The organism is Streptomyces sp. NPDC029169 (assembly GCF_055563935.1).
The window spans coordinates 25,678-46,128 of record NZ_JBVHXA010000016.1 but is presented as its reverse complement, the minus strand read 5'-3'; the positions used below and the strand labels follow the sequence as shown (position 1 = coordinate 46,128).

Genomic DNA, 20,451 nt, shown 5'->3' with positions numbered 1-20,451 from the left:
ATCCCACAGCAAGATCACTTACGGGACAACCCTTAGCCTGGCGGGTTGGGGTTCATAGAAGGCTCCGTCATGAAGCATCGCGAAGGGGACGTCAGCCCGGCGTCGAAGAAGGACCGCTTGAGCTGCTTGTTTCCCCGCCGGGAGGGCTGTTCGCCGCGGATCGAGGAGCCCGAGCTCCGGGTCGCCGGGGCGAGATCCGAGCGGGAACGCTAGGCGGTCACCGTCCACGGGAAGTTCGGCAGGTTTGCTGTGAACCACCCGTCAGCCAGCTCCAGCACCCGGTCAATATGCGCGGCATCGAAATACTCAGAGCCCATCACCGGTCGGATGCCCTGGCCGGCCAAGCAGTCCAGGACATGCCGCTCGATATCGCGAGCTGCGCCGACGGGCAGGTCAGTTATGAACCTGCGGACTTGACCCAGACCGTGCTGGCTGCGATGGGTATCAAGCCGCCCTCGTCCGTCACCCGAGGAGATTCCGGGCTTCACCATGGCCCCGTCGGTCACCACGTAGTACACGGTTGGTTCGGGGCGAACGCCCGCTCCGCTGCATCGGGCGCACAGCAACTCGCGCTTCAACCCGGTGTTGATGCCCACCGAAGTCAGGTGCCCGGCAATGCAGCACAGGCGCACAGTCTGGGCGATGCGGTTCGACATGACGTCCAGGATCATCACGTTCTGCTCGCGGGCGCGGCGCCTGAACTCAACGAGCTTGGGCGTCTGGGAGATGCCGAGACACGTAACGCAGGGGTCGCCGGCGCCGTCGAATCCTGTTGTGAATCCGTAGTCACCCCCCGGCACGCGCCCGGGGGTACGTGGATTCATCGCGGTGATGGTGAACTCATGCCCGTGTAGGCAGCGAACCTCTTTCGCCGGATACCCGTCAGGGGATGCGGCGTTGGCCAGGATTCGGAGATCGGTCTCGATGGCGTAGGCGGCGAACGACGCACGGGCGGCTTCCTCCCACCGCTTCCGCGCGCAGTGCTGGCACTCCTGTAGTGCCATGGGGAAAGCCCCCAGGGTCGTCATTCCCGTCGCCATGAGGAACGCGCCCCCTGCGGGTGCCCGGACGATCGTGCTGCCGAGCTCGGGGTGCAGCGCGGTCACGGGGGTTACCTGAGTCGAATGTCCCGCGTCGCAGGACAGCGTCACGTGGTCCAGGATGCCGCTCAGCTTGCTCCGTACCGTCCAGCCCAGTTCGTAGGCCCGCGTGGCGAAGACCGCCATGACGGCCGCCTCGGCACGGGCAAGCAGCCGGGCAGAGCGCAGCGAGTCCTCCGGCGAAGGCGCGGCGGTCCGTGTGTCGTCACTCATGTCGTCCTCCACCTCAACGGGCGCGCCGGCTGCGCGAGCGCTTGGACGAGGTTGAGGGTCGCATGGCGCACCGACAGCGGGCGCAGGTGCTCACCCGGTTGGTGGACGCGGCCGACGTACGGACCGCGTGCAGGGGCTCACCCTGGGTCGGCAAGGGGCTGTGGTCGACCTCCTCGCCGAGGTGACGACCCTGCGGCGGGCCCTATGCGTTTTGGTCAAGGTCAAAGACCAGTAGGTTCGCGTGGTCGAGGATGGGGCCGAGCCGCAAGGGTGTGCATGAGCGATAGCCAGGTCACGAGCAAGCTCACGAGTGACGAGGCACTGGTGCTGTCGCACTGGCTGGAGAAGCTCCAGATGACGGATCTCAGTCGGGTTGTCGATGATCCGGCGGTCTGGGTGCCGATCCATTGGATCGCCGGAACGCTCGACAAGGCGCTTCCTGAGCTGTTCGCATCCGACTATGACCAGCGGCTTGAGGCGGCTCGTCAGCGGCTTCGGGCGGCTGAACTCGGGCGACGCTGAGACGAACCGGAGCGTCAAGGCACTTGATCCCTACACCACGTCGCGGGACACGACCGAAGTCAGCGAGGCGAGACCAGCCATGGCCGACTTCTGCACGCCTCGCTGGTGCTCCAGCCCCGTGGTCATCCCGGAAGGGGATGTCCACGGCATCAGGCTGGTGCCCGTCGCAATCCGGATAGGCTGGGGTTGTCCTAACGGAGGTTGGTGGACACGAACAAGGACAACCCCGAGCCAGGTGCGGCTGTCGTTCCTCGGGTAGCGGGGGTGCGGCGCTCAAGAAGCGGTTCGACGAAGCGGATGGTCGGTCGCGGTCGCGGTCCCAGTGGCTGTTGCGGTTGCGGGCGATCCTGTTCACGGTTCCTGTAGGCCGGCCGCCTATTTCATCTGCCGTACATGGAAGGACGGTTCCGTGTCGCCTACTGTCGTGGTCATGGCAGCAGGAATCCTCACTGCGCGCCGCCACGTCGACCAAAGGCACGTGGCCAGCGCCCTGTGTACGGTCGCCCCGGCGCGCTGAACGCGCCCTCCCCCCACGGGATCCCCACCTGGCGCCCCCGCCTGACTCCCGTCTCTCCCCCTTCCGCACTGCGGCCGACGGCTTGACCCCTCGTCCGTTCGTCCGCTGTGCCCCCATGTGCAGACGCACCCAGGAGGAATGGACATCATGAGCGAGAACCGACGTCCGCCGGTGAGCCGAAGAGGCTTTCTCGGCGGCGCCGCCGCAGTGGCGGCCGCGACCGCCGTACCCGCCTTCGCGCAGGTCGCCGGAGCCGGCCCCGCCGCTGCCGCCGGTCGGCCGAACATTCTGCTGATCGTCACCGACGACCAGCCCAAGCACACCGAGTGGGCCCTGCCCAAGACCGTCGCCTGGCTCGCCGACCAGGGCGTGAAGTTCACCAACGGCCACGTCACCACCCCGCTGTGCGCGCCCTCGCGCTCCAGCGTGTTCTCCGGCCGCCACGCCCACAACCACGGCGTGCGCAACAACGGCGCCTCGCACGCGCTCGACCAGAGCACCACCGTGCAGAAGTACCTCAAGCAGGCGGGCTACCGCACCGGCCTGTTCGGCAAGTACCTCAACTCCTGGGCCCTGGCGGACAACCCGCCGCACTTCGAGGAGTTCGCACTCCTCCAGCCCGGATACGTCGATGCCCAGTGGAACGTCAACGGCACCGTCCAGACGATCAACGGCTACACCACCACCATCGTCAAGAACCGCACCCTGAACTTCCTCGACAAGGCTGCCACCGACCCCCGGCCCTGGTTCGCGGACGTCACGCCCTACGCGTCCCACGGCCCCCGCACCCCCGAGGCGCAGTACGCCGGCACCCCCGTCCCGGACTGGAACGGCCGCCCCTCCGTCCCCGAGAACGACCGCAGCGACAAGCCCGCCTACATCCGAAACGCCACCGGCACCCTCGCCGACGGCCAGACCATCCGTGCCGAGCAGCTGCGCACCCTGCTGTCTGTCGACGACGCCGTCCAGGCCTTCAAGGACAAGCTCCAGGCCCTCGGTCAGCTCGACAACACCCTCGTCATCTACATCGGCGACAACGGCTTCAGCTGGGGGGATCACGGCTGGACCGCGAAGTCGGTGCCCTACCGCCTGGCGCACGAGGTGCCGTTCTACCTCTCCTGGCCCGCCGGCGGGCGCGGAGCGGGGACCGTGGACAACCGCATCGTCGCCAACATCGACATCGCGCCGACCATCCTCGACGCGGCCGGCATCACCCCGAGCGCCCCGCAGGACCTGCTCTCCTCCTACAACCGTGACCACCTGCTGGTGGAGTGGTGGAAGCAGGGCACCGGCACCGGTGGGGCGCCCACCTGGTCCTCGTACGTGGCCAAGGACAAGGCAGTACACCGAGTACTACGACCTGACGACCGACGCCAACGGCGCCGTGACCGGCACCGGCCAGGTGAAGTTCCGCGAGTACTACGACCTGGTGAACGACCCCTACCAGCTGACCAACCAGCTGTACCAAGCCATACCAGCCCAGGAACAGGCCCTCGGCATCCCCGCCCTGGCCGCCCAGCTCGCCGCCGACCGCGTGGCCTGACCCGCACTCCGTACCGCCGGCCGGCACCCGTGTCGCGAGGCACGGGTGCCAGCCACCCATCGTTCCGATACGGAGCCGTTGTGAAGAACATGTGACGGCACCCGAACCGGACCGGACGGGGAGAGAACGCGCCATACGTTGTTCACACGGAGCCGGAATTCCCGGACTGGAGCCGCCGGTTGCGGCGAACATGACTCTCGGAGTAACGCTCGGCTCGACCGCCCGACAGCTCCCCATCGACAGCACCGTGCGGCTCGCGCGCGAGGCGCGGGACGCCGGTCTGCACTCCGCGTGGTTCGGCCAGTCCTTCGCGTACGACTCGCCCTCGCTTGCCGCGATCGTCGGGCGCGAGGTGCCGGGCCTGCACGTGGGGACGGCCGCGATCCCGATCTTCGGCCGCCATCCGCTGCTCGTCTCCAGCCAGGCCCAGACGGCCCAGGCCGCCACCGGCGGCCGCTACCACCGCGGGCTCGCCCTCGGCACCCGGCACCTCACCGAGACCGGATTCGGCCTGCCGTACCGGCGGCCCATCGGACTGCTCAGGGAGTTCCTCATCGCCCTGCGGCCCCTGCTCGAAACGGGCGAAGCCGACTTCCACGGGGAGCTGCTGACCGCGACGACGCCGTACTCGGCGGCGGTTCCGGGGACGCAACCGGCGGTACCCGTGCTGGTCGCCGCCATGGGGCCGCAGGCCCTGCGGGTCAGCGGTGAACTCGCCGACGGCATCCTGCCGTTCCTGGCCGGTCCGCGTGCGCTCGCCGAGCACATCGTCCCGGCCGTGACCGCCGCCGCGGAGGCGGCGGGCCGGCCCGCGCCCCGGATCGTGGCCCTCGTGCCCGGCGCGGTCACGTCCGACGTGGAGGGCGCGCGGCGGCGCGCGACCGAGGCGCTCGCGCTCTACGAGCGGGTGCCCTCCTACCAGCGCGTCATCGAGCTCTCCGGCGTCGACCGGGCCGCCGACGTGGCCGTCCTCGGCGACGAGGAGACCGTCGCCGCCGAGGTGCGGCGCTACCGCGAGGCCGGGGCGACCGAGGTGGTGTTCACCGCGACGGACCTGAGCGGTGAGGACGACCGGCGCCGTACCTGGAAGCTGCTCGGCGAGCTGTCGCGGGGCTGAGCCGGCCGCGTCGGACCTTCCGGCGGCTTCCGCGTGCGGCCTCCGGACTCGTGTCGGCCGGGCCCCGGCGGTCTCCACGGCGGCTTCCGGGGCGGCGGTGTCGTCCGGAGGTCCGGCGGACGGGCCTCGGCGGACCGAGCCGTAGGCACGCGGGAGCGGCACCGCCCCGTCAGGACTCCAGTACCTCCACATGGTCGCCGATCGCGACCACCAGGACCCGCGACCCCGGTTCGGTGGAGCGCCAGCGGTGCCGGACGCCGCCGGACAGCAGCAGCGTGTCCCCGCGGCCCAGCCGGTGGATCCGGCCGTCGGCCTCCACCTCCACCGCGCCGTCCGCCACGTACATCAACTCGTCGTTGCGGTGCTGGAACTCGCGGTCCGCCTCGTGCTCGCCGACGAACTCCAGCGCGTGCAGCTGATGGCGGCCGCGCACCACCGGCCGGACGCGCGCCTCCCGGTCGAGGCCGCTGTCGTCGCCGGCGCGCACCACGTCGATCGTGCGCGTCTCGTCGGAGGCCGCGAGCAGCTGTACCGCCGTGGTGCCGAGGGCGTCCGCGATCCGCTGCAGTGAACGCATGCTGGGGCGCGCCCGGTCGTTCTCGATCTGGCTGAGGAACGGGGAGGAGAGCCCGCTGCGCCGCGCCACCTCGGCGAGCGTCAGGTCGAGTGCCCGCCGTCGACGGCGTACGGCAGCGCCCACCCGCGGTGTGTTCGCGGCATCCACGGATCGTCCCGTCCTTCCCCGCCCCGCGGCGCCGTTCTCCCTGGTCGACGGCGCCTGACGGCACCTTACGCGGCCCGCGCTAGGAACCCGAAGACGGTTTCGTACTCCCGACACACGCCCGTCACGCAACGCCCCTACCGTCAAAGTCGGTTGTTCTCATCAAAGAAAGTTTGACGCGAGGAGCTCCGACGTGCCCCCGATCGACCAGAACTCACGCCGCCGACGTCCCACCGGCCTCATGGCCCTCGACGAGACGGCTGCGTACGACGGCTACACCCTCTACGCACCGCTCACCGGCACCGGGGAGGTCTACCTCATCGACCTCCACGGCCGAACCGTCCACCGCTGGGACCTGCCCTACCGCCCCGGCCGCCACGCCCGCATGCTCGCCGACGGAACCCTCGCCTACAACGGCGTACTCCCGGGAGAGAAGGCCCTCTTCCCGATGTGGCACAAGTACCGGGGCGGCATCATGCTCCGGGCGGCACCCGACGGAACCGTGCTGCGGGAGCACCGCGACTCTCTCCAGCACCACGACGCCCATCACCTCGATGACGGCCGCATCCTCTACACCGCCCTGGAACCCCTGTCCGGGGCGGAGGCCGCGGCGGTACGGGGCGGAGTGCCCGGCTCCGAAGCCGCGGGCGGCGTCGTCTGGGCCGACACCATCAGGGAAGTCGGCCCGGACGGCGAACTCCTGTGGTCCTGGCGGGCGGCGGAGCACCTGGACCGCGAGGCGTTCCCGCTGCACGAGGCGTACGCCCGCGAGCACTGGCCCCTGATCAACAGCGTCACGCCCCTGCGGGACGGCAACATCCTCGCCAGTCTGCGCAGCGTCTCGGCCGTCGTCGTCATCAGCCGCGACACGGGCGAGATCCTCTGGCGCAGCCGCCCCGGCACGGTCAGCCAGCAGCACGCGCCCACCGAACTGGACGACGGCCGGCTGCTGGTCTTCGACAACGGCGTCTTCCGGCCCGGCCACGACGTCCCCTACTCCCGTGTCATCGAGATCGACCGGGCCGGCGGGGACGTCGTGTGGGAGTACCACGACCCGGCCCGCGAGTTCTTCTTCGCGCCCTTCATGGGCTCCGCGCAGCGCCTGCCGAACGGCAACACGCTTGTCACCGACTCTCCGTCCGGGCGGCTGTTCGAGGTGACGAAGGACGGCTATCTGTGCTGGGAGTACGTCGTCCCGTACTTCGCCGGCTACGGCGAGAGCGAGGTACGGGGCCTGTTCCCGTCCGAGCCCAACGCCGTCTTCCGCGCCTACCGTTACGCCGCCGCCGACATCCCGTGGCTGGAGGCGACGGCATGACCACCACCCCGGCCCCGGCTGTCCCCCGCTCTGCCGACGCCGTCGACGCACGGGTGCCGTTGCGGCGACTCGTACCGCTGTCGGCCCAGCACGTCCTGGCGATGATCGCCGCCCCGGTCTCCACCGTCTTCCTCGTCGCCGGCACCCTGACGATGCCGCCCGGTGCGACGGCCTCGCTGCTCAGCGCCGTCCTGCTGCTGTGCGGAGCGGGCGCCCTGCTCCAGTCCCTCGGCGTGTGGCGGATCGGTGGCCGGCTTCCGTTCGTCATGCTGCCCGGCGGCACCGCGACCGCGCTGTTCCTCCAGATCGCCCAGGAACACAGCGCGCCGACGGCCGCCGGCGCCGTCCTCCTCGCGGCGGCGCTGCTCCTGGCCGTACCGCCGCTGTACGCCCGTGTCGTACGGCTCTTCCCGCCCCTGGTCATGGGCGTGACCGTGCTCCTCATCGGGATCGCGATGATCAGGGTCGCGTCCCGGCTCGTCACCGGCCCGGACGGCACGGGCGAGCCGCGTGCGGTGCTCCTCGCCGCGCTCACGGTCGCGGCGACCGTCGCCGCGTACGTGCTCCTGCGTGGCGTCTGGCGCCAGACTTCGGTCCTCATCGGGATGACGGCGGGCACCGTAGTGGCGGTGACGACCGGCCTGGGGGCTTTCATCCCTGCGGCCGGGAGCGGCTTCGCGCTGCCCGCGTTCCTGCCCTTCGGGACACCGCGGTTCGACCTGGTGGCCGCCCTTCCGCTGCTCGTGTTCAGCCTCACCACACTCGCCGAGATCACCGGACAGACCGTGCTCAACAGCGAGACCGTCGGGCGAACTCCCGCTCCCGAACGGGACGTTCCGCGCGTCGCCCGCGCCGACGCCTTCGTCTCCCTGGCCGGCGGACTGTTCGGCACGTCCCTCATGGTCACCAGCGCCGAGAACATCGGCATCGGCCGCCTCACCGGAGTCCGCAGCCGCTTCGTGACCGCCGGGGCCGGAGTGCTCCTGATCGCCCTCGGCCTGGCCACGCCCGTGTCCCGGGCGCTGGCCGGCATACCCGAAGCGGTCGTGGGCGGCTCGGCCCTCGTCGTCTACGCCGTCATCGCCGTGATGGGCGTCGAGATGCTCCGCCGCGCCGACCTGTCCGGTACGGGTACGGGCAACCTGACGGCCGCGCTCGCACTCACCGCGGGACTGCTGCCGCTGCTCAGCCCGGACCTGTACGCGGGGTTCCCCGGATGGGCCCGCACGATCCTGGGCAGCGGCGTCGTCGCCGGCACCCTCACGGCGGTCCTCCTCACCGCGCTGCTCGGCCGGTTCAGGCCCGGGGAACCGTCGCGCAGAGGATGACCGCGCCGAAAGCGGCGGCGCGGGTCACCCGTGAGGTGCCGCGCCGCGCCGGTTGAAGGGAAGCCGGCCTCTCGGAGCGGGCGCCGGAGGCGCACACCAGGAGCAGCGGTCCGCTCTCGGCGACGTGCCGCAGCTCCGCCAGACTGTCCTCGACGCGTTCGAGGGGAACGTTGACGGCGCCCGGCACGTGGCCGGAGGCGAACTCGCCGGGAGTACGGACGTCGACCACGTTCAGCTCGGGCAACCGTGGCTCTGCCTCGTCGACGCTGAGTACGCTGGAAACGCTCATGAGGAAACTGCCCTTGGCTGCGACGGGGGCCCCGCACCACCAGCGGCGGGGCCGTCCACGGGATGCTGGGCGGTGTCGGGCGGCAACGCCCGCAGGCTGTCAGGGCGGTCGGGGCCGCACGTACCACTCTGTACACGAGCTGCCGGCCGTGCGGCATGTGCAACGGTGCCCTCGTGCGCTCCGGGCTCGGCCGGGTGGTCAACGCCCTCTCCATCGACCAACTCGTCGAACTCAACCCGCAGTCGGGCGACTCGCCGACCGTGGCGCAGGACGGCCCGGCCCTGTTCGACGAGGCGCGCCTCCGACGCCTCCTACGGGTCAAGCTGAGGGGGCGCTCAGGCCTTCACCAGCAGGCCGCGGCGGCGGAGCACCGCGCGCTCCAGCGGGCTGAAGATCAGCAGGTCGATGGCGACGCCGACGAGCAGGATCAGGATGATCGCGAGGAAGATCCCCGGCATGTCGAAGTTGTTCCGCCCGTTCTCCAGGAGCTGGCCGAGGCCCAGGCCGAGATCGGGCGAGGACGCGATGATCTCCGCCGCCATCAGGGAGCGCCAGGAGAACGCCCAGCCCTGCTTCAGACCAGCCAAGTAGCCGGGCAGCGCGGCCGGCATCACGATGTGCCAGGCACCCTTCAGGCCGGTGGCGCCGAGCGTGCGACCGGCCCGCAGGAAGAGCGGCGGGACCTGGTCGACGCCGGCGACCAGGCCGTTGGCGATCGAGGGGACCGCGCCCAGCAGGATCACCGCGTACATCATGCTGTCGTTGAGGCCGATCCACAGCACGGCCGGGGCGACCCAGGCCACGGACGGCAGGGACTGCAGACCTGACAGGATCGGGCCGATCGCGGTGCGCACCACGCCCACCCGGGCGACGAGCAGGCCGAGCGGGGTGCCGATCGCGAGGGCGAGCAGGAAGCCGAGCAGGGCACGGGAGACGCTGGTCCACAGGATGCCGAGGAGCGTGCCCTCCACCCACATCGTGGCAAGGCTGTCCCAGACCGCGGACGGTGCGGGCAGCTTGCCCTCGTCGGTGACCTTCAGGGTCACGAGCAGCTGCCACCCCGCCACCACAAGCACGACGGCCGTGACCGGCGGCAGCACCTTCTTCAGCAGGACCTCGCGGACGGGTGTGCGGTTCACCTGTACCGCGTCGAGCGCGTCGAGGCCCGCTTCCAGACCGGCCAGGTCGTCGGTCTTCGTCTCAGTGCTGGCCATGACGGCGGATCTCCCCACGCAGTTCTTCGGTGATCTCGACGGACAGCTCCGCCACGTCGGCGTCCTCGATACGGCGCGGCTGCGGGATGTCGATGGTCCACTCCCGCGCGATCCGCCCCGGCCGGGACGACAGCAGCACCACGCGCTCGGCAAGGCGCACGGCCTCACGCACGTTGTGGGTCACGAACAGCACCGACAGGTTCGTCTCGCGCCAGATCCGGGTCAGCTCGTCGTGCAGCACGTCCCGGGTGATGGCGTCGAGCGCCGCGAACGGCTCGTCCATCAGCAGCAGGTCGCTGGCCTGGGCGAGCGCCCGGGCCAGGGCGACGCGCTGGCGCATGCCGCCGGACAGCTCGTGCACCCGCTTGCGGTACGAGCCGCCGAGCCGCACCAGGTCGAGCAGGCGCTCGGCCTCCGGGCGGCGCTCGGACTTCGGCACCCCGCGCAGCTTCAGCGCGAGTTCGATGTTCTTGCCCGCGGTGAGCCACGGGAAGAGGGCGTGCTCCTGGAACATCAGGGCAGGTCGGCCGCCGGGGGTCTCGATGGACCCCGCGGACGGCCGGTCGAGCCCGGCGACCAGGTTGAGCAGGGTGGACTTGCCACACCCCGAGGCCCCCAGGAGGGTGACGAACTCGCCCGGGGCGACATCGAGCGAGATGTCGTCGAGGACGAGCTGCCCGCCGGCGGGTCCGCCGAAGGACTTCGAGACATGCTCGATACGGGCGGCGGGGCCGGCCGCCTCGGTACGGTCTTCGGCCTTGGCGAGCGTTGCGGTCGTGGCCATGGTCGTCACCTCCTGGGAGTTCGGGCTGCTACGGGCTTACTTCGCGCCGAGTCCGGCGTCGGAGACCTCCGGCCGGCCCCCGGCCTTGAGTACCTTGTTGAGCAGCGTGAGGTCGTAGATGCCCGCCAGCTCGGGCTGCTTCAGCAGTCCGGCGTCCACCGCGTGTTCCGCCTGCGCCTGGAGGGTGGCGGCGAGCGGGTCGTCGGTGATGGTGATGGACGGCCAGGCCGCGTCGATGACCTTGGCCGACAGCGGCTTGCCGGTCTCCTTCTTCAGCGCCGCGTTCACCGATTCCTTGGCCTTGTCCGGGTTGGCGGTGATCCACTCGTTGGTCTTCACCGTGCCGCGCAGCACGGCCTCGACGACGTCCGGGTGCTCCTTGAGGAATGCCTGCCGCACGATGATGTTCGTGATCACGAACTTCTTCTCGGGCCACAGCTCGGACTCGTCGAGGAGGACCTTCGCCCCCTCGCTGACCAACTTCGACGCGGTCGGCTCCGGCACCCACGCCCCGTCGATGGAACCGGACTTGTAGGCGTCCGGGGTCACCTTGTTGTCCGTGCGCAGCACGGAGACGTCGCCCTTGCCACTCTGGGAGTCGACCTTCCAGCCCTTCTCGGCGACCCAGTGCAGGAACGCGACGTCCTGAGTGTTGCCGAGCTGCGGGGTCGCGATCCGCTTGCCCTTGACGTCGTCCAGCGTCTTGATCTTCGCCGGGTTGACCACCAGCTTCACCCCGCCCGAGGCGGAACCGGAGATGATCCTCAGGTTCTTGCCCTTGGACTTGGTGTAGCCGTTGATCGCGGGGGAGGGGCCGATGAAGCCGATGTCGATCGAGCCGGCGTTCAGCGCCTCGATCTCGGACGGCCCGGCGTTGAAGGTCGAGGGCTTGATCGTGGTGCCGCCGAGTTCCTTCTGGAGCAGACCCTCCTGGACACCCACGAGAGCGGTGGCGTGTGTCAGGTTCGGGAAGTAACCGATCCTCACCTCGCCGGCGGAGAGCTTTTTGGCGTCGGCCGCGACCTTGGGCTGCTCGTCGTCCTCGGTCGCCTGGGAGCCGTAGCCGCAGGCGGTGAGCAGGAAGGGAAGCGTCGCCGCTGCGGCGGCGATGGTGCGCAGGGCGGTGAGCGGTCTTGCGGCAGACAAGGGGTGTCCTTTCACGGAATGGGTTTCAGGGAGGTGCGGCGACATGCGACGCGATGCCCTCGCCAACCACCCCACGGCCCTCGCTGTGGGCCGACGTGGGGGTGTGAGTGCTGTTCGCCGAGGGTGGATGCCGGACCGCCGTGCATCGCCGGGCCGCGCCTCAAGCGGTTGACGCGTGCTCGGGCCGGGATGCGTACGGCGGTGGCGGTGTTCTGCGGGCGGGGAGACGGATCCGCTGAACGGCCTTAGAGAGGCAGACAGATGGCGCTGGACGTGCGGCCGAGGTCGATGTGCCGGCGGGAGGTGAGAAGGAGAGGCGAGTCGCCTGCGTGATTCAGCGTGCGCACAGCTACCACCTCCGGAATCCCTAGTTTTCCCACCTGGCTGGTAGGCATATTGGCAGAGGAGGGTTTCGGCCCCAAGAGGCTGTTCATATGATGGGCAATCTCGTCTTGTCATTCGAGACGCCGCAGGTCGGCGTCAGATATCCGCCCTTGCCATCGCCGGGCGCCCATTGAGGTAGTGGTCGCCGATGGCTCGCAGGCGGTGGGCGGCCGGGTGGTGGGCTGTCAGGGTGCGGGCGTTGCGCCAGAAGCGGTCCAGGCCGAGGGCGTCCGCGAGCTCCAGGACTCGGGTGGTGATGTGCAGGGCCGCCCTCGTCGTGACGGTCTCAGCCATGGCGACGAGGGCGTCGACGGCCGCCGGTTCCTCGGGGTCGAGGTCCGCTCCGGCGCTCAGCGCGAGCGTCATCGCGTCCGTCGCCCTCTCGACCACGGCGGCGGCCGTTTGGGCGGCGGAGGCGAGTTCGCCGTACGTGAGCAGCAGGTCGGGGTCGTCGCCGGGCCGTCGGGGGATGCGGGCGTTCCTGCCGAGGTCGCGGGCTTCGGTGAGGGCACCCTCGGCAATGCCGAGGCCGACGTGGCACAGGGCGAGGCGGAGCGCGGGCTCGGCGAGCGCGGTGAAGGGCGCGGTCGCCTCCTCGTCCTGCGGCCGGTGCCCCAGTACCTGCCGGGAGGTTACGGCGACCCCGTCCATGACGACCGCGCCCGCGCCGGCGAGGCGCTGGCCGAGACGGTCGTGGGCCGGTTCGGCGATCACTCCCGGGTCGTCGGCCGGGATCCGTACGACGAGCACGTCTCCCGTCACGGCGCTCACGGCGTCCACCATGAACTGGTCGGCGACGGTGACCGCGGTGTCCACCAGCCGGCGCCCGTTCAGTATGTAGCCCGTGTCGAGTGGCGTCAGGGTGAGGTCCGGTCCGCCGGTGTCGTGTGCCGACCCGGGGGAGCGGACCGTCCCGGCCCACAGCCACTGCTCGCGCACCGCCTCCTCTTCGAGGGCGGACGCACTGTCGTGCCATGCGTAGAAGCGGCCGCTCCAGGCGTGTGCGTAGTGGCGGGCGAGTACCTCGCCGAGGGAGCTGTCCGCCACGGCGACCTCCCGTATGACGGCGCACCCGGTGCGCCAGTCCGTCCCGCCGCCCGGCAGAGGCGGGGTGAGCGCCGCCAGCAGGCCGGCCTCGCGCAGCCGGGCCGTCTCGTCGACGGGCGGTTTCCCCGCCTGGTCGCGGATGATCGCGTCCGTGGCGAGGTCGTCCGCCACGTCGCGGGCGGTACGCAGGAGCGAGCGCCGCCGCTCGTCGGCGGACGGGGGGAGGGTCGTGGTCGGTGTCGTCGGCATGGCGCTCACCGGCAGGCCGCGGCGCAGGAGCGCGGCCCGGGGGCCGGGCGGACGGTGGCGCCACGCTGGTGGGCGGTGGTGGTCATGTGCGCTACTCCCGAGGTGTGTTGAGGACGTCGGGGCGCTCTTCGCGCCGCATCCGCGTTCAAATTCCTAGTTTTCCCATCGAGTTGATAGGAATACTGGGCGGAAGGGTGCTTGCCTGACAAGAGGGTGACCGAACAGTGGACGACTTCGTCTCGGGTGCAGAGACGATGGCGAGGCGGAGCCTCGCGTGTCGTTTCAGGGATTGGTCCAGGCGGCCGGATCCTGCGCCAGGGAGTGCACGAAGTCGGGGAGCTCGCCCGAGGCGATGTCCGCCAGCGAAACGCCTTCCAGGATCTGGCGGACGTTCGCGCGCAGGGCGACCCACAGCGGCAGCAGCGACTTCGCGGGGCCGCTGTACGAAAGCTCCGGCGGGCGCACGCCGCGCACGGAGACCAGCGGGCCCTCGACCGCCCGCACGACATCGGCGACGGAGATGTCCTCGGCGGCCCTGGCCAGCCGGTAGCCGCCGTTGGCGCCGCGCTGGCTGACCACAAGTCCGCCCCGCCGCATGTCGTTGAGGATGCCTTCGAGGAACTTGTGCGAGATCTCCTGCGCCTCGGCGATGGCCTCCGCCTTCAGGGGGCCGGCCTCGCCGGCGCCGGCGAGGAGGAGGGCTGCCCGTACCGCATAGTCCGCCCTGGCTGAGATCCGCATGAGGTCATTATCCCGCACGTCGCGTCGCTGATCGCGGCGGGTCGCGCGGGGCGCGTAGTCCCCGCCCGATCCCCGTCACCCCATCCATCGGTGCCGCCGCGGCCATCCGTTTCGCGGCCGAAGGAGCGACCGTGATCGCCACCGACATCGACAAGGAGGCCGGAAGCGGTGTCGTCGAGCGCATCACGGCGGCGGGTGGTGCGGCCGCGTTCATGGCCCACGATGTCACGAGCGAGGAGGAGTGGATCGCGGTGACCGACCAGGCCCGTGCCGTCCACGACCGTAACGTCGGCTGACGCCGGACCCGCGACGTCTAACGCGCGAGCGAGCCGGCACGCTGCTGCCGCAGGAACGCGCGCAGTGGTTCCACGTGCCGGTCGGGGCGGCGCCAGCGGGCGAGCAGGTCTTCCAGCAGGTGCTGTTCGGCGATGGGTTCCTGGTGGCGGTAGCAGCGGATCACCGGATGCAGGAAGGCTGATTCGGCGGCGTGTTCGGGCTGGGGGCGGCGCTGGATCGCGAAGACGTCGGCGTGATCCCGGCGGCCCCAGCGCAGCCCGAGGGTGTAGAAGTGGCGGCGGTCGCCGAAGCGCTCCACGGCGTAGTCCTCGGGCAGGTCCTCGTAGTGCAGGATCCGGCCGTGGTCCTCGTCGAGCACGAAGACGTCGACCAGGTACTCGAACTGGCTCCACAGCGCGGACGACCAGTTGACCCGGTCCAGCATCGCGTCGGCCAGGACCGTCGGATCGTACGGCAGCGTGTGGTGGTACAGGGGGAGGCCGTCGTAGCGCTCGGCCAGGAGCCGCGACAGGGTGCGCAGGTTGTAGCGGAAGCCGTCGATGAACGGCGACGAGGCGTGCCGGCTGTCGCGGGCCTGCGCCAGCGTGCCCGCGACGTACATCCCGTCGACGTCCACGGACTGCCAGTCGGGGCCGGTCGCGGGAAAGCGGCCGCCCCGGTCGAGCCGGGGGCGGCAGTCGGCGGCGAACACGCTGTCGTCCATGCGGAAACCGGTGCAGCGGATCACCGTGTCGTAGACGAGCACGTCCCGCTCCCCGTCAGCGAGCGTGTAGGCGATCGACACCTCGAAGGCGTCTCCGGCCGGCCGGATCTCCTCGATCTCGCACTCCAGAACCCCGTGCAGGGTCTTGAACCAGTAGCCGTCAAGGAGTGCCCCGTACTGCCCGCGCACATCACCAGGGTGCTTGCTGTGCCAGGCCAGGCGCGTCGGCCGCGGCGAAGCGAGATGGACCAGTGCGGCGTGGTCGAGCAGGGGCGTCGCGCACTCGAACGCCGAATTGCCCTTGCCGATGAACAGCACCCGCTTGCCGCGGTACGCCTCCGGGGCGACCGGCGCGTCCTCGTAGCCGACCGCGTGCTCGATGCCGGGGATGTCGGGCACGTACGGGCCGCCCCAGCCGGTCGCCACGATCAGGCAGTCACAGGTGAAGACGCGTCCGTCGGCGGCACACAGCCGAAAGCCGGAGCCCGAGCCCGAGCCGGATCCCGCAGGCGTGATCTCGCGGATGTCCGTGCCGAAACGGACCGCCGGCACATGCGCCCGCTGGTAGTCCGCGAGATACGCGACCATCGCGTCCGCGTGGGGGAACCACTCCGTGCTGTAGTCCGCGAAGACCGGCCTGGAGGTCGGGGAGAGCAGCGAGTTCCAGTCCCAGCGCAGCCGGATCTCCGGATCCGGGTCGAGGGTGTGCACCTTGTTGAGCGAGATGAGCCTGCGGTGGCGCGGAAAGCGGCGGAAGAAGCCCCCCGGCGTGCTCTCCCGCTCCAGGACGACATGATCGCGCCCGGCGGCCTGAAGGAAGCAGCCGAGCTGCAGTCCCGCCGGGCCCGCGCCGAGGATCACGTAACGATGGTGCTCCGTCGCCGCGTTCGCGTTCGTGCCCATGTCCGTGCTCGCCGTCACGCCTGATCCGACACGGTCTGCTCGACGAGATGGCGTACGGCGTCGTCGAGCTGCCCGCCGCGGGCCGCGGCGCGCTGCCGGGCCGCCCCGCAGCCTTGACCGACGAGCCGCCGCACACCCGAGGTGACCAGGGTGGCGTCGCCGTACGCTTCGAGGGCGGGCAGGGCGTGCGTCACCATGCGCTCGGCCAACAGGGCGGCGGGCACCGCCCTCTGGGTGATCACGTCGAGTCCCATGCCCTCCAGGCCGTCGCGCGCGCTCCGCCAGTAGGCGGCGCGCAGCACCTCGGCGGAGGGCGCGGGCGCGGGCTCGCCCCGCTCGGCCTCCTCCAGGGACACGGCGACCAGGGCGCGGATCAGCGCGGCGAGGACGGCGGACTCTCCGGCGGTGGTGGTCATGTCCGCGACCCGCACCTCCAGGGTGGGCAGCCGCGGAGCGGGGCGTACGTCCCAGAAGACCGTGCCGGGGTCCACCAGGGCGCCTGACTCGCCCAGTACGGCAAGCACATCCTCGTAGTGTGCCGGTGAACGGAAGTACGGGGGCGGCCCCGCCACGGGCCACCGCCCCCAGGCGAGCGCACGCCAGCTCGCGTATCCGGTGTCGCGCCCCGCGAAGTACGGCGAGTTGGCGGACAGGGCGAGCAGGACCGGGAGCCAGGGGCGCAGGCGGTTGGAGACGTCCAGGGCGGAGGCCAGGTCGGGGATGTCGATGTGCACCTGGAACGCGCACATCGACATCTCGTCGTGGAGCGCCCGGTACGTGTCCATGCCGTGGGCGTACCGGTCGCCCTCGGTGATCGGCGGCGGTACGACAGCGCCGAGCACCGGGAGCCCGGAGGCGACCACCCGCATGCCCTCGCGCTCGGCGCATCGAGCCGCCATGCGCCGCAACGCGACGAGCTCGTCCCGCAGTTCACCCGTGTGGAGGTGCGGGATGCTCTTCGTCTCCACCTGGAGCGTCGTGATCTCGGCGGAGACCCGGTCCGGTGCCTCGGCCGCGCACCGCTTGAGCACCGCCGCCGCGCCGGGGGTGGCGTGCAGCGTGGCGGCGTCGACGAGGAGCAGTTCCTCCTCCACGCCCATGGCCAGGGTGCCAGGAAGGGAACGGGTCATCGAACGCGGCTCCTCGTGAACGGACTTGAGAGGCTTGGGGATGGACGTCACTGCGTGGCCGGCGGTGGCGAGCTTCCCGATCTGACCAAGCGTCGCACATCAGCTACAGAAAGTAGCGACCGTCCCGGCGCGTCATCCAGGGCTCCCGCCCGTCGGAGTGCAGTGCGTGTGGCGGTCGAATCTCCCGACGGGGCGAGCTACGCCGTGCCGCTCGGCACCAGCAGGCGCTCGACGAACCAGAGCAGGGCGATGACGCCGACGACGGCGGCCGCGGCGGTGTGGGCGACGGTCGCCCAGGAGTAGCGGCGCGCCAGCAGGAGCAGCGGGAACACCAGCAGGACGATCGCGAGCTGACCCAGCTCGATGCCGAGGTTGAAGCTCAGGAGGGAGACGAGCGTCCGGCCGTCGACGCCGTCGGTGAAGCTCAGCGCCCCGGCGAAGCCCAGCCCGTGCAGCAGGCCGAAGCCGAAGACGACGAAGGCCCGGTGCCGTGACTCGCCGCGCACGATGTTCTCCACCGCGATGTACACAATGGACGCGGCGATCAGCGGTTCGACGATCGCGGACGGGACCTCGACCCACCCGAGCGCGGCCAGGGCGAGTGTGACGCTGTGCGCCACGGTGAAGCCGGTCGCGAGCCGGACGACGCTGCGCCATCCCTGCGCGCCGAGCAGCAGGAGCACCAGGAAGAGCACGTGGTCGATGCCGAGCAGGATGTGTTCGAGGCCCATGGACACGAACCGGCCCGCCGACGACAGGACGCCCGTCTCGTCGGCGCGCGACGCGCGTGTGCCGGCGGCGCTGTGACCGACCCGCAGTTCACGATGTCCGGTGTCGAAGACGTCACTCCCGCCGGAGCCGCCGAGTTCGTAGTCGACGATGTTGGTGTGCTCGGCTCCGATGGCCTGTGTGTCGGAGAACACCTGGTAGCGCACGGTGAACTCGCCGCTCGCCGAGCCCGGGCAGCGGAAGACCAGGAGCATGCGGGCGTAGAGGAAGTTCTGGCGCTTCGTGATCCCCGTGCTCTCGAGCTCGGCGGGGCAGGGGGCGCCGTCGAGGGCGAGGGTCAGCCGGTCGGCCAGGTAGGACGCGAGCCGCGCGCGGTGCGACACGAGAAAGGCTTCGTGCTCGGTGTCCTTCGCGTTCCGGGGGAGGCTGCCGAGACCGACGGCCTTCGTGAGCGTGTCGTAGTCCAGCTCCAGCTCGTAGCGCACTACTGACCCGTCCTGGCGGATCGTGGACGTGCCGTCCGTCGTCGGGACGTGCGCCGAGGCCGGCGAACCCGTCAGCGACACCAGGACCGCCGCGAGAACCACGGCGCCCAGTGCGACCCGAAGCATGCCGAACATGCGGCCAGGGGTGCCTCGGAAGCCCGGCGGCGGAGTCCACTTCGTCACGCGGAGGAGTGCAGCGGTCCGAAGGGGGCACCGCGTATCCCGCTCGTGTACCGCAAGCGATTCCCAGGTGAACTCTCGGCCTTCCGTGCCCGGGGGCGCCGTGCCAGCTGATGGAGCGTCAACTTACTTATCAGGTACCGAAGGACATCATCTGCCGCACCCCGAACGTTCACTGTCCCGCTGTAGCCCTGGCTCACAGCGGATCCCTAGGTTCCCCTTCGCCTCTCGTACGGGGCAACAGCCTTCACCTCAGAAGGGATCACGTGATGGGCTCCCGCCACATCCGAAGAGCATCGTTCGCGGGCACGGCAGCACTCGCCGTGTCCACCGCCATCGCCACCGTCGCGGCTCTGCTCGCGACCGCTCCCGCGGCCGTCGCGGCCACGACCACCTTCACCGCGGTCGCCGACACCTACGCGCAGGACACCACGCCCTCGACGAACTACGGCACCTCGTCGCAGTTCACGGTGGACAACTCGCCGGTGCGCCAGTCGTTCGTGAAGTTCACCGTCAGCGGCCTCACCGCCGCCGTCACCAGCGCCAAGCTGCGGATCCGCGTCACCAGCAGCGGCAACAGCACCAACGGCGGCACCTGGAAGTCGATGACCGACACCACGTGGTCCGAGACCGCGGTCACGTGGAACAACAAGCCGCTCATCGACGGCGCCACGCTCGCGTCGCTCGGTTCGGTCGCCAACGACCAGTGGGTCGAGATCGACGTGACCTCGGTGGTGACCGGCAACGGCACGTTCAGCTTCGGCGGCTCGTCCACCAGCACCAACGGCGCGTACTACGACGCCCGCGAATCCGGCGCCGACGCTCCGCAGCTGGTGGTCGACACCGGCACCGCTCCGTCCCCCACGGCCACGACGTCGTCGCCGCCGCCGTCGTCCGGTGACCCGGTCCTGGTCGGCGCCGGCGACATCGCCAACTGCGGCACGGCGGGCGACGAGGCCACCGCCAAGCTCCTGGACGGCATCACCGGCACGGTCATGGCCATCGGGGACACCGCCTACCCGGACGGCACGGCCGCCGACTACACGAACTGCTACCAGCCGTCGTGGGGCAGGCACAAGGCCCGGACCCGCCCGGCCACCGGCAACCACGAGTACCACACGTCGGGTGCGGCCGGATACTTCAATTACTACGGCGCCTCCGCGGGAGACCCGACCAAGGGCTACTACTCCTTCGACGTGGGCAACTGGCACGTCGTGGCGCTGAACTCCAACTGCTCGATCGTCTCCTGCTCGACCGGCTCTGCGCAGGAGCAGTGGCTGCGGGCCGACCTGGCGGCCAGCACCAAGCCGTGCACCGTCGCCTACTGGCACCACCCGCGCTACACCTCCGGCTCCAGCCACGGCCCGAACACCTCGGTCAAGCCCCTGTACCAGGCGCTGTACGACAACAACGCCGAGGTCGTCGTGACCGGACACAACCACCAGTACGAGCGGTTCGCCCCGATGGACGCCAACGGCGGTGCTGACGCCTCCCGCGGCATCCGGCAGTTCGTGGCCGGCATGGGCGGCACCGGCCTGGGCGGCTTCGGCACCATCCAGCCCAACAGCGAGGCGCGCAACAGCAGCACCTGGGGCGTGCTGAAGCTGACGCTGCACTCCAACAGCTACGACTGGCAGTTCGTCCCCGAGGCGGGCAAGACCTTCACCGACAGCGGCACCAACAGCTGTCACTGAACGGCACTCCGGATCACGGGTGCCCTCCCCGCCAGGGAGGGCGCCCCCGCTCCCGGCCGAGTCTCCCCTCCGGTCTCCCGCCCGAAAGGCCCGCCCG

At 70.6% G+C, this 20,451-nt stretch carries 20 protein-coding genes and 2 pseudogenes; 9 read left to right on the top strand and 13 right to left on the bottom strand.

Going from position 1 to position 20,451, the window contains the following annotated elements:
* Window positions 1–18: 18 nt before the first annotated feature.
* Together ACZ4VI_RS26360 and ACZ4VI_RS26355 are read right to left on the bottom strand one after the other, a co-directional pair.
* Window positions 19–194: pseudogene (locus ACZ4VI_RS26360) on the bottom strand (transposase); the annotation flags it as partial.
* Window positions 195–209: 15 nt separating this feature from the next.
* Window positions 210–1,313, bottom strand: coding sequence for a hypothetical protein (locus ACZ4VI_RS26355; protein ID WP_468003058.1), 1,104 nt, complete (start codon window positions 1,311–1,313; stop codon window positions 210–212).
* Window positions 1,314–1,375: 62 nt separating this feature from the next.
* Here ACZ4VI_RS26355 and ACZ4VI_RS26350 point away from each other — a divergent pair, with 62 nt between their 5' ends.
* From ACZ4VI_RS26350 to ACZ4VI_RS26335, 4 genes are all read left to right on the top strand, one after another.
* On the top strand, window positions 1,376–1,498 hold the full coding sequence (locus ACZ4VI_RS26350; protein ID WP_468003056.1) for a hypothetical protein: 123 nt from the start codon (window positions 1,376–1,378) through the stop codon (window positions 1,496–1,498).
* Between the two features lie 91 nt (window positions 1,499–1,589).
* On the top strand, window positions 1,590–1,835 hold the full coding sequence (locus ACZ4VI_RS26345; protein ID WP_468003055.1) for a hypothetical protein: 246 nt from the start codon (window positions 1,590–1,592) through the stop codon (window positions 1,833–1,835).
* Between the two features lie 664 nt (window positions 1,836–2,499).
* Window positions 2,500–3,990 carry a sulfatase family protein gene (locus ACZ4VI_RS26340; RefSeq protein ID WP_468003053.1) on the top strand — a complete coding sequence of 497 codons (1,491 nt, stop codon included), beginning with the start codon at window positions 2,500–2,502 and terminating at the stop codon, window positions 3,988–3,990.
* Between the two features lie 95 nt (window positions 3,991–4,085).
* Window positions 4,086–5,012 (top strand): LLM class F420-dependent oxidoreductase, encoded by a 927-nt coding sequence (locus ACZ4VI_RS26335; RefSeq protein ID WP_468003051.1) that lies wholly within the window; start codon window positions 4,086–4,088, stop codon window positions 5,010–5,012.
* 169 nt (window positions 5,013–5,181) lie between these two features.
* On the opposite strand, the gene ACZ4VI_RS26330 is transcribed toward ACZ4VI_RS26335, so the two are convergent.
* Window positions 5,182–5,736: a helix-turn-helix domain-containing protein gene (locus ACZ4VI_RS26330; protein WP_468003050.1), complete on the bottom strand. Its 555-nt coding sequence runs from the start codon at window positions 5,734–5,736 to the stop codon at window positions 5,182–5,184.
* Window positions 5,737–5,926: 190 nt separating this feature from the next.
* On the opposite strand from ACZ4VI_RS26330, the gene ACZ4VI_RS26325 reads away from it, so the two are divergent.
* Together ACZ4VI_RS26325 and ACZ4VI_RS26320 are read left to right on the top strand one after the other, a co-directional pair.
* The gene (locus ACZ4VI_RS26325) at window positions 5,927–7,051 is read left to right on the top strand and encodes an aryl-sulfate sulfotransferase (protein WP_468003048.1); all 1,125 of its coding nucleotides are present in this window, start codon (window positions 5,927–5,929) and stop codon (window positions 7,049–7,051) included.
* Complete coding sequence (locus ACZ4VI_RS26320) at window positions 7,048–8,379, top strand: uracil-xanthine permease family protein (protein WP_468003046.1); 1,332 nt, start codon at window positions 7,048–7,050, stop codon at window positions 8,377–8,379. The genes ACZ4VI_RS26325 and ACZ4VI_RS26320 overlap by 4 nt, the downstream gene beginning before the upstream one ends.
* Here the strand turns inward: ACZ4VI_RS26320 and ACZ4VI_RS26315 are convergent.
* The gene (locus tag ACZ4VI_RS26315) at window positions 8,348–8,668 is read right to left on the bottom strand and encodes a rhodanese-like domain-containing protein (protein ID WP_468003044.1); all 321 of its coding nucleotides are present in this window, start codon (window positions 8,666–8,668) and stop codon (window positions 8,348–8,350) included. The genes ACZ4VI_RS26320 and ACZ4VI_RS26315 overlap by 32 nt on opposite strands.
* Window positions 8,669–8,781: 113 nt before the next feature.
* Between ACZ4VI_RS26315 and ACZ4VI_RS26310 the strand changes: the two are divergent.
* Window positions 8,782–8,967: pseudogene (locus tag ACZ4VI_RS26310) on the top strand (deaminase); the annotation flags it as partial.
* Between the two features lie 36 nt (window positions 8,968–9,003).
* Here the strand turns inward: ACZ4VI_RS26310 and ACZ4VI_RS26305 are convergent.
* From ACZ4VI_RS26305 to ACZ4VI_RS26280, 6 genes are all read right to left on the bottom strand, one after another.
* Window positions 9,004–9,882: an ABC transporter permease gene (locus ACZ4VI_RS26305; RefSeq protein WP_468003042.1), complete on the bottom strand. Its 879-nt coding sequence runs from the start codon at window positions 9,880–9,882 to the stop codon at window positions 9,004–9,006.
* Entirely contained in the window at window positions 9,869–10,666 is a 798-nt protein-coding gene (locus ACZ4VI_RS26300; RefSeq protein ID WP_468003041.1) for an ABC transporter ATP-binding protein, read from the bottom strand. Before ACZ4VI_RS26300 ends, ACZ4VI_RS26305 begins: the two co-directional genes overlap by 14 nt.
* Window positions 10,667–10,702: 36 nt before the next feature.
* Window positions 10,703–11,812 carry an aliphatic sulfonate ABC transporter substrate-binding protein gene (locus ACZ4VI_RS26295; protein ID WP_468003039.1) on the bottom strand — a complete coding sequence of 370 codons (1,110 nt, stop codon included), beginning with the start codon at window positions 11,810–11,812 and terminating at the stop codon, window positions 10,703–10,705.
* 245 nt (window positions 11,813–12,057) lie between these two features.
* Complete coding sequence (locus tag ACZ4VI_RS26290; protein WP_468003037.1) at window positions 12,058–12,207, bottom strand: putative leader peptide; 150 nt, start codon at window positions 12,205–12,207, stop codon at window positions 12,058–12,060.
* Between the two features lie 85 nt (window positions 12,208–12,292).
* Complete coding sequence (locus ACZ4VI_RS26285) at window positions 12,293–13,492, bottom strand: acyl-CoA dehydrogenase family protein (protein WP_468003036.1); 1,200 nt, start codon at window positions 13,490–13,492, stop codon at window positions 12,293–12,295.
* A 282-nt stretch (window positions 13,493–13,774) separates the two neighbouring features.
* Window positions 13,775–14,233, bottom strand: coding sequence for an RrF2 family transcriptional regulator (locus tag ACZ4VI_RS26280; RefSeq protein ID WP_468003034.1), 459 nt, complete (start codon window positions 14,231–14,233; stop codon window positions 13,775–13,777).
* 68 nt (window positions 14,234–14,301) lie between these two features.
* Here ACZ4VI_RS26280 and ACZ4VI_RS26275 point away from each other — a divergent pair, with 68 nt between their 5' ends.
* Window positions 14,302–14,529 (top strand): SDR family oxidoreductase, encoded by a 228-nt coding sequence (locus ACZ4VI_RS26275; protein WP_468003299.1) that lies wholly within the window; start codon window positions 14,302–14,304, stop codon window positions 14,527–14,529.
* A gap of 17 nt (window positions 14,530–14,546) precedes the next feature.
* Here the strand turns inward: ACZ4VI_RS26275 and ACZ4VI_RS26270 are convergent, their stop codons facing one another.
* From ACZ4VI_RS26270 to ACZ4VI_RS26260, 3 genes are all read right to left on the bottom strand, one after another.
* Window positions 14,547–16,154 carry an NAD(P)-binding domain-containing protein gene (locus ACZ4VI_RS26270; RefSeq protein ID WP_468003032.1) on the bottom strand — a complete coding sequence of 536 codons (1,608 nt, stop codon included), beginning with the start codon at window positions 16,152–16,154 and terminating at the stop codon, window positions 14,547–14,549.
* Window positions 16,151–17,266, bottom strand: coding sequence for a carboxylate-amine ligase (locus ACZ4VI_RS26265; RefSeq protein ID WP_468003030.1), 1,116 nt, complete (start codon window positions 17,264–17,266; stop codon window positions 16,151–16,153). Before ACZ4VI_RS26265 ends, ACZ4VI_RS26270 begins: the two co-directional genes overlap by 4 nt.
* 197 nt (window positions 17,267–17,463) lie before the next feature.
* Window positions 17,464–18,615: a HupE/UreJ family protein gene (locus ACZ4VI_RS26260; RefSeq protein WP_468003028.1), complete on the bottom strand. Its 1,152-nt coding sequence runs from the start codon at window positions 18,613–18,615 to the stop codon at window positions 17,464–17,466.
* 314 nt (window positions 18,616–18,929) lie between these two features.
* On the opposite strand from ACZ4VI_RS26260, the gene ACZ4VI_RS26255 reads away from it, so the two are divergent.
* Window positions 18,930–20,354, top strand: coding sequence for a CBM96 family carbohydrate-binding protein (locus ACZ4VI_RS26255; protein WP_468003026.1), 1,425 nt, complete (start codon window positions 18,930–18,932; stop codon window positions 20,352–20,354).
* The last annotated feature ends 97 nt before the right edge of the window (window positions 20,355–20,451 follow it).